The organism is Bifidobacterium tsurumiense (genome assembly GCF_000741765.1).
Lineage (GTDB): Bacteria > Actinomycetota > Actinomycetes > Actinomycetales > Bifidobacteriaceae > Bifidobacterium > Bifidobacterium tsurumiense.
This window is the reverse complement of the sequence record NZ_JGZU01000011.1, coordinates 13,204-26,655: the sequence shown is the minus strand read 5'-3', so window position 1 is coordinate 26,655 and position 13,452 is coordinate 13,204. Positions and strand designations below refer to the sequence as shown.

Genomic DNA, 13,452 nt, shown 5'->3' with positions numbered 1-13,452 from the left:
TCACAAGGCGACCTTCACAAAACGGACGCCAAACACAAACATTTCCTCAAAAATACATCACAGTTTCGCACACAGATGCAAAAAAACGGCCAAAAGTCTCCCACCCAACATAACATGGGTATCGATTGGTCTTGGAAACCGCGAAATCGCAAGGTTTTGCGGGGTTCAACACCGAATGATAAACAATCGATTGCACAATATGTGCAGGAGTACAGGAGTACACATGACGAGTCCTGTTATTGGCACCCCTTGGAAGAAGCTTGACGCTCCGGTTTCCGAGGAAGCCCTCAACGGTGTAGACAAGTACTGGCGTGCAGCCAACTACCTGTCCATCGGTCAGATCTACCTTCGCAGCAACCCGCTGATGAAGGAGCCTTTCACCCGCGAAGACGTGAAGCACCGACTCGTGGGCCACTGGGGCACCACCCCGGGTCTGAACTTCCTCATCGGCCACATCAACCGTTTGATCGCCGATCACCAGCAGAACACCGTGATCATCATGGGACCGGGCCACGGTGGCCCAGCAGGTACCGCACAGTCCTATCTGGACGGCACCTACACCGAGTACTTCCCAGAGATCACCAAGGACGAAGCTGGTCTGCAGAAGTTCTTCCGCCAGTTCTCCTATCCGGGCGGTATTCCTTCCCACTATGCACCTGAGACCCCAGGCTCCATCCACGAAGGTGGCGAGCTTGGTTACGCTCTGTCACACGCTTACGGCGCTGTGATGAACAACCCGAGCCTGTTCGTGCCAGCCATCGTCGGCGATGGTGAAGCTGAGACCGGCCCTCTGGCCACCGGTTGGCAGTCCAACAAGCTCGTCAATCCTCGCACCGACGGTATCGTGCTGCCGATCCTGCACCTCAATGGTTACAAGATCGCCAACCCGACCATTCTGTCCCGCATTTCCGACGAAGAGCTCCACGAGTTCTTCCACGGCATGGGTTACGAACCATACGAGTTCGTCGCTGGCTTCGACGATGAGGATCACCTGTCGATCCACCGTCGTTTCGCCGAGCTGTTCGAGACCGTCTTCGACGAGATTTGCGACATCAAGGCTGCAGCTCAGACCGACGATATGACTCGTCCGTTCTACCCGATGATCATCTTCCGCACTCCTAAGGGCTGGACCTGCCCGAAGTTCATCGATGGCAAGAAGACCGAGGGTTCATGGCGTTCCCACCAGGTGCCGCTGGCTTCCGCTCGCGACACCGAGGCTCATTTCGAAGTCCTCAAGAACTGGCTGGAATCCTACAAGCCTGAAGAGCTGTTCGATGCCAACGGAGCAATCAAGTCCGATGTGACCGAGTTCATGCCTGAAGGCGAACTGCGTATCGGCGAGAACCCGAACGCCAACGGCGGCCGTATCCGCGAAGAGCTGAACCTGCCGAAGCTCGAAGACTACGAGGTCAAGGAAGTTGCCGAGTACGGCCACGGCTGGGGACAGCTCGAAGCCACCCGCGCTTTGGGTACCTACACCCGCGACATCATCAAGCTGAACCCGGATTCCTTCCGTATCTTCGGACCGGATGAGACCGCATCCAACCGTTTGCAGGCTGCATACGATGTGACCAACAAGCAGTGGACCGCCGGCTATCTGTCCGCTCAGGTGGACGAGCACATGGCCGTCACCGGTCAGGTCACCGAGCAGCTGTCCGAGCATCAGATGGAAGGCTTCCTGGAGGGCTACCTGCTCACCGGTCGCCACGGTATCTGGAGCTCCTACGAGTCCTTCGTGCATGTGATCGACTCCATGCTGAACCAGCACGCCAAGTGGCTCGAGGCCACCGTGCGTGAGATCCCATGGCGCAAGCCGATCTCCTCCATGAACTTGCTGGTCTCCTCCCACGTGTGGCGTCAGGATCACAACGGCTTCTCGCACCAGGATCCGGGTGTCACTTCCCTGTTGCTGAACAAGACCTTCAACAACGATCACGTGATCGGCATCTACTTCCCAGTGGATTCCAACATGCTGCTCGCAGTGTCCGAGAAGGCCTACAAGTCCACCAACATGATCAACGCCATCATCGCAGGCAAGCAGCCTGCAGCCACCTGGCTGACCCTCGACGAGGCTCGTGCAGAGCTCGAGAAGGGTGCTGCCGAGTGGAAGTGGGCATCCAACGCCAAGACCAATGATGAGGTCGAAGTTGTGCTCGCTGCTGCTGGCGATGTTCCTCAGCAGGAACTCATGGCCGCTGCCGACAAGCTCGACAAGATGGGCGTGAAGTTCAAGGTTGTCAACGTTGTGGATCTGCTCAAGCTGCAGTCCGCAAAGGAGAACGACGAAGCCTCTCCGATGAGGAGTTCGCTGAGCTGTTCACCGAAGACAAGCCGGTGCTGTTCGCTTATCACTCCTATGCCCCACGACGTGCGTGGCCTGATCTTCGATCGTCCAAACCACGACAACTTCAACGTCCACGGCTACAAGGAGCAGGGTTCCACCACCACGCCTTACGACATGGTGCGCGTGAACGACATCGATCGCTACGAGCTGACTGCTGAAGCTCTGCGCATGATCGACGCTGACAAGTACGCTGCTGAAATCGACAAGCTCGAGGCATTCCGCAAGGAAGCATTCCAGTTCGCTGTCGACAAGGGTTACGATCACCCAGACTACACCGATTGGGTGTGGCCGGGCGTCAAGACCGAGATGCCAGGTGCTGTCACCGCTACCGCTGCAACCGCTGGCGATAACGAGTAAGTTCAGACCTGTCTGACCTAAGAAGGGTTCCGAGTTTCGCTCGGAACCCTTTGTTTATCTTGATATTGTTGTTCCTTTTTCGTTATCCAGTTATCTTGTTCTTCCAATTACCTTATCTATGTGGCAATCGACAGAGCCTTCTGATCTGCATGTGATTCCTTGCTCACAACGTCAGGCTCTCCGTAGACTGACACACCAAACACTTAGGTTGAACGCTAACAAAAACGCACTAGAATGGCTCACGGTATGAACATAGACGTCATACCCCTCATCACTTGAACAGGAGACAACGTGAGTCTTACCAGCGTTACCATCATCAGTCCAGAAGCCGCCAATGGCCGCAACGTCGTCGCTTTGGGCGTCGTCAACGCTTTGGCTTCAATCAATACAACCGCAGTTTTTCGACCAGCCTCCTGTAAGCACAGCGCGATAACCGACATCTTGCTCAATGCAGCCAATGCAGGGCAGGATAATGCCCATGTTCGCGGCACCTGCATGTGCCATGTGCGTGAAGACAAAGAAGCCGTTCGCGCAGACATCGTTGCCGCCTATGAAGATATCGTTGAAGAGTACTCCCCCGAATCCATGGTGATTGTCGGCACTGATCGATCGGCGGTCTATGACCCTGACCTCTTTGCATTCAATGCCAATGTTGCGGCCGATCTCCGTTCGCCGGTTTTCCTCGCCGTTTGCACGATCAATCGAACACCAGAACAGGTAAAAGCCACGGTGAAAGCCTGCCGTGCAACGGTTGAAGATGCTGGCACTGCTGTGCTCGGCGTGTTCATCACCGGTTGCAAAGAAGAGAGCCAGCACGCTCCATTGCTCGAAGCGTTTGACGGATATGACATTCCGGTGTGGACCATCCCCTTTGTGGATTTCGATGAGGATAATGCGCCGGAACTCGCAACGCGTGCCTTCGCAGATCATGTGCCCACCGAGGAACTCATGGATGCCTTGCAAGCCCCGTTTGCCGCCCCCACCACCCCATACGCTTTCCAATACAGTCTCCTAGGCAAGGCGAAGAAGAACAAGCGCACAATCGTGCTTCCAGAAGGCGAAGAAGATCGCATTCTCAAGGCAGCCGATTATCTGCTCGAAAGGGACATCGTCAATCTGATCATTGTCGGCGAGAAGGAATCGATTCTGAAACGAGCTGAGGAGCTTGAGCTCGAATCCTTGGATAAGGCAACTTTCCAAGCGATGGATGATGAATCAGTGCTTACACCAATGGTTGAGAAGCTATGCGAATTGCGCGCCAAAAAAGGTATGACCGAAGAACAGGCACGTAAGCAACTCGCCGATCCAAGCTATTTCGGTACTATGCTCGTGGTGCTTGGCAAGGCTGACGGCCTGGTGTCGGGATCCGTGAATTCTACGGCCAATACGGTTCGCCCCGCGCTACAGGTGATCAAGACAAAGCCTGACGCTTCGCTGGTTTCCGGCTCATTCATCATGTGCTTCAAGGATCATGTGGCGATCTTCGCCGACTGCGCCATCAATCTCAACCCCAATGCCGAACAACTGGCCGATATCGCCATCCAATCGGCGGCTACCGCACGATCCTTCGGACTTACTCCGAAAGTTGGTATGCTTTCATATTCAACTCTGGGATCCGGAAAGGGGCCTGATGTCGACCTGGTTGAAGAGGCTACCAATATTGTAAAGAGCAAAGCACCCGATCTGGATGTGGTGGGATCCATTCAGTTTGATGCCGCCTGGTCGCCTACTGTTGCCGCTACAAAAGCACCGAATAACGATGTTGCAGGACATGTCAATGTGTTCATATTCCCCAGTCTTTGTGCGGGAAATATCGGTTACAAGGCAGTTCAGCGTTCCTCGGGCGCGCTGGCAGTCGGACCTATTTTGCAAGGCTTGAACCGACCGGTGAACGACCTATCCCGAGGAGCACTGGTGCAGGACATCATCAACACCGTGGCTCTCACTGCAATCGAAGCACAGTCTTTGTAGGAAGCAACGAGTAACCTAGACACTGGAAAGTCGCGTAATAGCGAACGTTCAATAACCCATGGAGGATGCCACAATGGCGAAAACCGTCCTTGTTATCAATTCTGGTTCCAGCTCGATCAAGTATCAGCTGGTCGATCTTGAAACCGGCGAGGGCTTGGCTTCTGGTCTGGTGGAGAAGATCGGTGAGCCGATCGACGGACACTACAAGCACGAGTTCAATGGCGAAAAGCACGAGCTTGAAGAGCCCATTCACGATCACGAGCAGGGCCTGAAGCGCGTACTCGGATTCTTCGATGAATTCGGTCCAAAGCTCGATGAAGCAGGAATCGTCGCAGTCGGACACCGCGTGGTGCAGGGTGGCTCTGTCTTCCCGAAGCCGGCTCTGGTGAACAACAAGACCATCGGTCAGGTCAAGGATCTGGCTGTTCTGGCACCGTTGCACAATATGGCAGAGGCCATTGGCGCTGAAGTCATGCGCGAATTGCTGCCTGACGTTCCTCAGGTCTTCGTCTTCGATTCCTCCTTCTTCTTCGCTTTGCCGAAGGAGTCGAGCACCTATGCTCTGAACAAGGACATTGCAGATCAGTATCATATCCGTCGTTACGGCGCTCACGGCACTTCTCACGAGTTCATCGGTTCCGTAGTGCCTGAAATCGTCGGCAAGCCTGCTGAAGGCCTCAAGCAGATCGTACTGCATATCGGCAATGGCGCTTCGGCTTCTGCACAGATCTCCGGCAAGCCTGTCGAGACTTCCATGGGCCTGACCCCGCTTGAAGGCCTCATGATGGGTGGCCGCACCGGCGATATCGATCCTGCTGTGGTCTTCCACTTGATTCGTAATGCCCACATGAATGTGGATGAGTTGGATACCCTGTTCAACAAGCGTTCCGGCATGATGGGCATGACCGGTTATGGCGATATGCGCGAAGTGCATCGTCTGATCGAAGAAGGCAATGAGGACGCCAAGCTCGCTCTCGATGTCTATGTGCACCGTATCGTCGGTTATATCGGCAACTACACCGCTCAGATGGGTGGCGTGGATGTCATCACCTTCACCGCTGGTGTTGGCGAGAACGACGACATCGTACGCGCACGCGTATGCGAGCGTCTTGCCGCATTCGGCGTCAAGCTGGATCTGGAGAAGAATGCCGTTCGCTCCAAGGAACCACGCATTATCTCCACTCCTGACAGCTCGGTCATCGTCACCGTCATCCCGACGAACGAAGAGCTGGCCATCGCACGCAAGTCCGCAGCTATTGCTGAGGCTGGCAAGGATAGCTACGGTCACGAATTCACTCGCTGAATTTCAGGTTGAATTCACTTATGCAAACCGCAATAATGCGCTTGCATAAGTGGTGACGCAATACAAAAGGCTGGAGTCCTCTACGAGAGAGTCTCCAGCCTTTTGTCATATCTTGATTCATACAGAATATTGCGATACTGCACGATTCACGCTGCACACAATCTATTCCTCAATAGCCTTATTTCGTGCACTTTGCGCTACTGCTGATCAAGCATGGATCGCCACATTCCCGGAAAATCAGGAATGGTTTTTCTTGTCGTTCCGATATTGACTACACGCGTACCGGGGATCACCAATCCTAACATCGCCGCAAATGTCGCCATACGGTGATCCGCATAAGATTCCATGACTTCACCATGAAGGTCAACCCAATCCACAGGCTCTATTGCAATGCCATCTTCCAATTCAGTCGCTTTTCCACCTAGGCGATGAATCTCATTTACCAAGGCTTCGAGTCTATTGGTCTCATGGCCACGGAGATGGCCTATTCCTCGCAACGATGTGGGTTCTTGTGCCAATACTGCCAAAGCGGCAATGCTGGGCGCAATCTCCCCCGCTGCTGCCATATCGTAATTTCCTAGACCGTGGATGGTCCCAGTACCGGTTACAGTCAGAATGCCATTGTGAACTTCCGTGCCACTGGGTTCTGGACTCACAACATCAGCAGCAAAGGAACCATCGTCATGCAAGGGCTTCCCATCAAGATCGACTCGAGCACCCATAGACTGCAAAATACCGGGAAGCAGTCCCCCAGGTTGCGTTGTGCGCACAGGCCAGCGGGGTATGCTGACACTTCCCCCGGCTATCATGGCCGCTCCCAAGAACGGCGCTGCATTGGATAGGTCTGGCTCAATAGTAATGGTTTTCGGAAGCTGCAACGGCTTTGGCTCGACAACCCAAGTCTTAGTAGCATCCATATGAATAGATCCGCCTGCACCATTCACATCGCTTATGGTCATCTGAATATGAGGCATACTTGGCACATGTTCACCGATATGGGTCAGACGGAGACCATGAGGCAACCTGGAGGCCATCAAAAGCAGACCTGAAATGAATTGCGAAGAGGATGAAGAGTCGATAGAAACCTCGGCATAGGCAACTTCCGCCATCTGCTTGTCTTGAATCGCAAGACTCGGCGGAGTCACGGTAAAAGGAAGGCACCCTTCCTCGCCCTCATATTCAATGCTGGCACCAAGTTGTTCCAGGCCATCGAGCACAGGCTTCATCGGCCGTGCATATGCCTGCTTATCACCGTCAAAATGCACCGGTCCATCTGCGAATACTGCCAAACCAGGTAGGAAACGCATCACCGTCCCAGCCAGTCCGCAGAATACTGAAGTATTTCCACGGAAGTGACCATCTGCAGGTGGTGCGATCTTCACAATCGTCTCGTCCGATGGATCGGGGAATTCGATGCTCACGCCTAAGGCCTCAAGCCCTTTCATCATCAAAGATGTATCGCGCGAGCGCAACAAGCCATGGAGTATCACGGGCTTGTTTCCCAGCGCCGCCAGGATCAGATATCTATTGGATAGCGATTTGCTGCCTGGCACCATCACCGTGGCATGTAAGGGCTTGATCGCCTGTGGTGCATCCCAGAGATCAGCAGATTCAACATTGTCGGTATCGCTCGCGTTCATAGTGTCATCGTATCGTATTGGCTCCTCGTAGAACGTATGAACGTCCAATTCCATAAATGCGCTTATATGGCAACTTCACTAGCAACAGAAACAACTAACTCAGACCTGAAACCAATATCGACGTATAACAAAGCAGCGGTCCGGAACGACCGGAACCACTGCTATGCCGTTACTAGGACATCCTTGAGGAAACTCATGGAAGCATTTGCCAAGAATGCATGATCTATCGACCCATCGATCAGCGCTTTGCTTCCTGGATCTTCGTGCCGAGCAAATCCTGAACCGCTTGCAATTCGTCAGAAGGATCAACCTTGTTGAGCTCATCGGAGATTGCGGACTGGAAATCTGAAGTCGCTTCGTATGTCGATGGCAACTCGTAATACTCATCCACAATATCGCTGAGCTTGTTGTATTGGTCTGACCCATACTCGATGTCATCGATATTGCCCAATTCCTTGAGTTGGTCAACGATATCCGAGAGCTTGGTGGCATATTCGCTCATGCTTGTGGCAAAGTCCTTGATCGATTGGACATCGGTATTGGACAGCGCCTCAAGCTTGGTCTTGCATGAGGACAGGAATGTGGAGTATTGATCTGCGAAGTCACTGTCATACATCGAGACATATGGAGTATCACCGCATGATGTTTCCACAGCCTTCAATGCAGGATATGCTTCAGCTACTTTGAGCATATAATCGGTAAACTGCTTGCTGCTTGCAGTGTAAGTATCATATGCCTGCTTGACTTCGTCATCCTTATACGCCTTCAAAGACGAGAATTCGCCTTCGATTTGCTGCAGCTTGGAGATGCCGTCTTTCAGATCGGAGACACTGCTGTTCACATCACTGTCATCGTAGTATTGCATCTGACTCATATCGGAAGTGACATCGTAATATTCGCTGCTGATGTCATCAAGCTTGGTCGATGCTTCCAAATAATCCTGAGCGGTCAGAGACGGCTTGAACAGGAAGAAGAAGACACATGCCGCAATGATGGCTATTACGATGACGCCTACGATAATACCAATAATGACACCAGAGCCCTTCTTACGCTTCTGCGGCTGGCCAGGCATCGGTGCACCGTACGCTCCTTGCGGGGGCATACCCATAGGAGGAACCCCTGCTGGGACACTGCCGAGAGCGCCCGACACTCCCTGAGGACCAGTGGCGCCGGAAGCAACATACTGACTGGGCTGATTGCCATTCTGCAGATAAGCGTTCTGATCGACCGGCTGCTGTGTCTGCGGCGCATTGATCGGCTGAGCATTATTCACAGGATAGGTTGATGTCTGTGCGACTCCAGGAGCGTCAATGGTCGGGATGGATTGCGTAGGCTGTGCCTGGTTCTGATCCGCTGATGGCTGCCATTCTGCCGCTTGCTGCTATGCCGAGACTCCGTAGCCATTGGGATCTTGCTGCCATGTTTGTGTCGGTTGTTGTGAATATTCCACTGGCGCCTGCTGATATTGCACGGTTTGTTGCGGATCCATTGGCGGCTGCTGAGACCCATACTGGAATTGCTGCGTTGCGGCTTCCTGAACAGGTTCCATTTGCGGATCTACCGGTGCTTGTGCTGTTGCAGAATCGACTTGCTGCGTCTCTTCCGGTGTCTGCCACGATTGCTGGCCGTTGGGATCATAAGCTTGTTGACCGTCTTGACGGTATTCTTCACCACTCACGAGGGTTCTCCTTCGCTCTTTCACTCTTCATCAGAACTGGTAAGCTGCCGTGACGACGTTGTTACGGCAACCTCACCGACTCGACTCGCTTGTCTCAAATGTACCATTAGAAGCTTGGATGAAACGCCTTCAACGAAGCCAAATAGGGCGTGTCTCAATGTATTGTGCGGAGAATTAACCGGAGATTCATTTTCGTTCTGGAGATCATGGATTCTTGGCTACTTTGTTGTGTCATTACGAGGTTCCAAGCGAGGCAGATTTCAAACAGACTCATCGGGAACGATTATCGATCCGCATGATATTGCTCACCGACATGATATCCAAGTCGCAGCCTCCGTATGCAGTATTGTGTCTGTCTCAAACCCGCCGTCTATTTTTGACGTAAGTTATGCCGATACCCCGTGCAATAACAAAATACCGGTCACATTACCGCAACCGGCATTTTGGTCTAGCACCTCACTATTTCGCTGTGAAGCGAACAAAATGGTTATCAAAGGAAGAAGAAACCTGCAATCACAGCTGCCACGATAATGACAGCAATGATGATGCCGAGTATCAAGCGGAACTTTCTGCGACGCTTGTCCTCTTCGTAGGCGTGGATGTCTTCCTTTGGCGTCGCCGCTTTCACCACATCAAATGCCTTGGCGGTGGCTTCGATTGTTGCAGTATCCTGCTCAGCCTCCTGAAGCTTTTGCCTGGCAACATCGATCAGCTCGGTATTGGCTCGCTGCTGTTCAATGGCATCCTGCAGAGATTGGATTTCCTGCTCGTGGCGTTCCACGACCACTGTGACATCAGCTGCCGCACGCGCAACCTTGTCGACGAAATCGCGTGCTTCTTTTTCCTTGTCAGGATCGCATGTGATGGTCATGGCGTTATTGGAAGTTCTCAGGGTTATGAAGAGGTTCCGGCTATCGTGCGCGGTGCCGTTGACGTCCACGGTGTTACGCTTGCCTGCAACATCCGCACCTTCCATGGCATCATCGCTTGCGATGACAGTAGCAGCCGCACTGGCTGCCGCGATTTCGCTGTTTGTGGTTGGCGCAGTATAGCTCACACCAGATGCATTGATTTCGACAAGCATGCCTTCTTCAAGGGAAATAGAGGATTTGCCATCCTCGACATGATCAGGGAACAGCTTTGTTCCCGCAAAAGTGTAGGTGGGTTGAGCAAAAGCCTTCTTGGCATCGGCGAGATTCTTCTCAGCTGCCGCTACCGCCTTGGCATGTTCCTTCTCTTCCCTTCGCACCGCATCCTGAGCTTGGGAAACTGCTTTGTCATGCGCTTTGACTGCATCCTGGTGCGATTGCTCTGCATTTCTCAGCGCTTCCATTGCCGGAGTGGTATTGGCCATTGCAAACCCTTTCTCTTCGATGGCCGAGTAATACGGTCGGCGCGCTCGACTTGTGAATGCGGAACATTGTGTGTTTGTCCGCTCTCTTAGCCGAACATTCCCTGTACAACACATGATTGCTCACCTACCAATATATCGCCGATTGGTGCCAAATATGGCATAGCGAAATATTCGATTTTATGGTTTCATCGGTGGATACAGATGACCATTTATTGTTGCCTGCGTATAGGTATCGTTTCATCAGCTCAATTACGAATGACGAGAAATCCTTTGCATCGCAACATTCTTGGTAATCTGATCTTAGCTAAGGCAGACTTTCACTCGGCTGTTTGGCGTAATCGACCACAAAGTGATTCGAATCTAAATTGTTGAAACAAGGCACAGAGCTGTGAGATAAATTACTCTGATTTGTCATGCTTGAGTCACAAGAAGAGCATTTTAATTACATAAACGATGACTGCGTCACTGTCATCGCGATTCGACGCGCTAAACGACATGCCGGTGTGTGCTGTCCATGACTTGCGTGTATAGTAGTCACTCGTGCGTTGAGCAATCATCACACATCGGGCTGTAGCGCAGTTTGGTAGCGCGCCTGCTTTGGGAGCAGGATGTCGCAGGTTCAAATCCTGTCAGCCCGACTTTTTTATTTTTGCTAGCGACGCTTTCAATGCGCGTTTCTTTATTTTTTCACCTTTCAAGTTCTGTTGCCTTGGTTTGAGAAAAATTTATCTGATCTCTTCAAGCACAAATAGGTAACGATAAAACTTCGCTGTTGGCGCCAACCGTATAACCGTCCCTCACAATCAGGTTGTCGTTAACGAATCGTATTCAAGTCCGACAATGAGTTATTAATATAGAAAATCAGTCAGTTCTTCTTCGGGGAGAAGGTCATTGGTTATGGATGAATGCAAAGACGCATTTCCCGTTAGTTCGAATAAAGAGGTTTCCAAGATTTTGTTGTCTATACCCCCCATAACCCCATTGGCATTCTTATTATGCAAAATCCCCGCAAGAATTGCTGATTTTGCCAAATTTGTCACATGGTATCAGGGCGAAAATGACCCTCCGAAGTCCCCATAAACTGCTCTGAGCGCAACCAATGGAAAGCACCAAAGTGCAGGCACCGATTCAGAGTATCACCTTTACGCATGAGTTTGGCGTTCGGACACCCAATTTGCCCCTTATGCGAACCCGGTCGATTCGACATCTCCTTCAATTTAGGATGTTGCGCTCTGGCTATGCCACCGAAACAAGCTCTGTTCCTCTCCGCACCGCCCGAAGAAGCTATCGGCAAAGCGACACGATGGATTAATGGCCATCGTTCTACAAGTCAGCCGCTTGTTTCTTTAAAAACTGTCCGTAAGGCATACGAAAAGAAAACTGGCATGAGAGTATCCGTCGTGATTCACGATAATAGACCAGTGTTGCAGCTCGTCCATAGATTAATCGATACAATTTTCGACAAAATTGGTGCCATCGACAAAGCAGCAGAATCTTTGGCCGAAGTAGAGAAGAAAACGCCGAAACAGATGAGAAAATGAGATAATATGCCGCCATGCATCTTGGTGCCAGGCGTCAAGAACCCGAAGCTCTTGCAGGGGCAGGAAGTGAAAGGCTCATTCGAAAAATATATAAATAAGACGCTGCATGAAATTACTTCACTGGCTGTGATTATCAATGCTCGAGGCATACTTCCTGATAATTTCGAACTTGATGCCTGGATACCTGATTTAGGTATTGCTTTCGAATGGGACGCTGGAGGCGAATCCACTCATCCTCTGGCACACCGTGAATACAAGGACCGTCTTGCAAAGCAGATGGGCATCACTGTGTATCATGTAAATCCTACAAAACGATATCCAAGGCAGTTCATTACCGCAAACATGAAACGTATCGTGCGAGCGGCAGAGAAACGCCTCCTGCAACGACTTATCAACGATCAGAATAGTGAGATCGGATGGCTTCGAACCCATTCGTAGGCGTGGAAAGCTGTTTAAGATTTAACCATATTATGACAACCTTACGATATCTGAAGTAGATAGTGATTCAATTGGGAACTTGTATCATCAGTTGATTTCTTTGCGAGTGCGCTCATGTTTTTCGCAGACAGCGATAACGTCCGAGATCTTGCTCACTTTGTGATTTGAGTCCTTGAATGTGAACATGGCCCGTGTCGTGTACGATTTTCAGCCGCCAAACATTGAAAACCGCGATAGGAAAGAAGCACGGTCCAAGTCCAAGTCCAAGTCCAAGTCCAAGTCCAAGTCAATGATACAGTTCGATGACGTCATGTTCGAGTCCAGGCTTGACGCGATAGTGCGCGAGAAGGTCTGATAGATCGTCAACGCGATGCTCGACGCGGAGGCCGACGGGATAGCCAATCCACATCAAACAAGGGAAAGAAGAAATCATGACTGCAGTAGTTTTGTTCACAATCGCCGGATTCCTGATAGGCGCAGTGATTGCATATGTAATCATCTACTACGCAATTGCCGGCGGTCTCAAAGAGTCAGGACTAGTGCGCAAAGCACAGGATGTAAATGATCGCCTTTACGATATTCAATTACGTCTCGATCGATTGGAAAAAGCAAAGGGCATAGAAGACTGAAACTGAACCAAATGATCGATAATATGGAAATCGACCGATTAAACGTTGCACGATAAGTAATTGTGGTTCGAAACGATAAGTTAGATTGCATCAGTTTATTAGGTCTAGACCATAGCTGCACCCATCTTTGGTTTAGACCTTTTCTATTTGAATGAAATATTCATGCGCGCATTAAACCAATAATTGGTATCAGCAGA

11 protein-coding genes and 1 tRNA gene are annotated in these 13,452 nt (G+C 51.4%); 8 read left to right on the top strand and 4 right to left on the bottom strand.

Features of this window, described 5'->3' with window-relative positions:
• Positions 1-223: 223 nt before the first annotated feature.
• The 3 genes from BITS_RS05055 to BITS_RS05045 all read left to right on the top strand — a co-directional run bounded on the left by BITS_RS05055 (position 224) and on the right by BITS_RS05045 (position 5,975).
• The gene (locus tag BITS_RS05055; protein ID WP_238556553.1) at positions 224-2,701 is read left to right on the top strand and encodes a phosphoketolase; all 2,478 of its coding nucleotides are present in this window, start codon (positions 224-226) and stop codon (positions 2,699-2,701) included.
• 291 nt (positions 2,702-2,992) lie between these two features.
• Positions 2,993-4,672: a phosphate acetyltransferase gene (gene pta / locus BITS_RS05050; protein WP_026641991.1), complete on the top strand. Its 1,680-nt coding sequence runs from the start codon at positions 2,993-2,995 to the stop codon at positions 4,670-4,672.
• Between the two features lie 73 nt (positions 4,673-4,745).
• Positions 4,746-5,975 (top strand): acetate/propionate family kinase, encoded by a 1,230-nt coding sequence (locus tag BITS_RS05045; RefSeq protein ID WP_026641990.1) that lies wholly within the window; start codon positions 4,746-4,748, stop codon positions 5,973-5,975.
• A gap of 197 nt (positions 5,976-6,172) precedes the next feature.
• Here BITS_RS05045 and aroA read toward each other — a convergent pair whose 3' ends face one another.
• The 4 genes from aroA to BITS_RS05025 form a co-directional block, all read right to left on the bottom strand.
• Positions 6,173-7,615, bottom strand: coding sequence for a 3-phosphoshikimate 1-carboxyvinyltransferase (gene aroA / locus BITS_RS05040; RefSeq protein ID WP_026641989.1), 1,443 nt, complete (start codon positions 7,613-7,615; stop codon positions 6,173-6,175).
• 238 nt (positions 7,616-7,853) lie between these two features.
• The gene (locus BITS_RS05035; RefSeq protein ID WP_026641988.1) at positions 7,854-8,888 is read right to left on the bottom strand and encodes a hypothetical protein; all 1,035 of its coding nucleotides are present in this window, start codon (positions 8,886-8,888) and stop codon (positions 7,854-7,856) included.
• A 108-nt stretch (positions 8,889-8,996) separates the two neighbouring features.
• Positions 8,997-9,293 (bottom strand): hypothetical protein, encoded by a 297-nt coding sequence (locus BITS_RS05030; protein WP_026641987.1) that lies wholly within the window; start codon positions 9,291-9,293, stop codon positions 8,997-8,999.
• 490 nt (positions 9,294-9,783) lie between these two features.
• Positions 9,784-10,647: a hypothetical protein gene (locus BITS_RS05025; protein ID WP_026641986.1), complete on the bottom strand. Its 864-nt coding sequence runs from the start codon at positions 10,645-10,647 to the stop codon at positions 9,784-9,786.
• A gap of 564 nt (positions 10,648-11,211) precedes the next feature.
• Between BITS_RS05025 and BITS_RS05020 the strand changes: the two genes are divergently transcribed.
• From BITS_RS05020 to BITS_RS05005, 5 genes are all read left to right on the top strand, one after another.
• Positions 11,212-11,285: transfer RNA gene (locus BITS_RS05020), tRNA-Pro, on the top strand.
• A 600-nt stretch (positions 11,286-11,885) separates the two neighbouring features.
• Positions 11,886-12,188, top strand: coding sequence for a hypothetical protein (locus BITS_RS05015; protein WP_026641985.1), 303 nt, complete (start codon positions 11,886-11,888; stop codon positions 12,186-12,188).
• 6 nt (positions 12,189-12,194) lie between these two features.
• Positions 12,195-12,626: a hypothetical protein gene (locus tag BITS_RS05010; RefSeq protein WP_026641984.1), complete on the top strand. Its 432-nt coding sequence runs from the start codon at positions 12,195-12,197 to the stop codon at positions 12,624-12,626.
• A gap of 184 nt (positions 12,627-12,810) precedes the next feature.
• Positions 12,811-12,981: a hypothetical protein gene (locus BITS_RS09100; RefSeq protein WP_154568517.1), complete on the top strand. Its 171-nt coding sequence runs from the start codon at positions 12,811-12,813 to the stop codon at positions 12,979-12,981.
• Between the two features lie 76 nt (positions 12,982-13,057).
• The gene (locus tag BITS_RS05005) at positions 13,058-13,255 is read left to right on the top strand and encodes a hypothetical protein (RefSeq protein WP_026641983.1); all 198 of its coding nucleotides are present in this window, start codon (positions 13,058-13,060) and stop codon (positions 13,253-13,255) included.
• Positions 13,256-13,452 lie beyond the last annotated feature (197 nt).

What these genes read in the sequence shown, in the direction of transcription:
- BITS_RS05015 (WP_026641985.1), top strand. Translation starts at nt 11,886, where the DNA reads ATGCCACCGAAACAAGCTCTGTTCCTCTCCGCACCGCCCGAAGAAGCT.
- BITS_RS05025 (WP_026641986.1), bottom strand. Translation starts at nt 10,647, where the DNA reads ATGGCCAATACCACTCCGGCAATGGAAGCGCTGAGAAATGCAGAGCAA.
- BITS_RS05055 (WP_238556553.1), top strand. Translation starts at nt 224, where the DNA reads ATGACGAGTCCTGTTATTGGCACCCCTTGGAAGAAGCTTGACGCTCCG.
- aroA (WP_026641989.1), bottom strand. Translation starts at nt 7,615, where the DNA reads ATGAACGCGAGCGATACCGACAATGTTGAATCTGCTGATCTCTGGGAT.
- BITS_RS09100 (WP_154568517.1), top strand. Translation starts at nt 12,811, where the DNA reads ATGGCCCGTGTCGTGTACGATTTTCAGCCGCCAAACATTGAAAACCGC.
- BITS_RS05010 (WP_026641984.1), top strand. Translation starts at nt 12,195, where the DNA reads ATGCCGCCATGCATCTTGGTGCCAGGCGTCAAGAACCCGAAGCTCTTG.
- BITS_RS05005 (WP_026641983.1), top strand. Translation starts at nt 13,058, where the DNA reads ATGACTGCAGTAGTTTTGTTCACAATCGCCGGATTCCTGATAGGCGCA.
- BITS_RS05045 (WP_026641990.1), top strand. Translation starts at nt 4,746, where the DNA reads ATGGCGAAAACCGTCCTTGTTATCAATTCTGGTTCCAGCTCGATCAAG.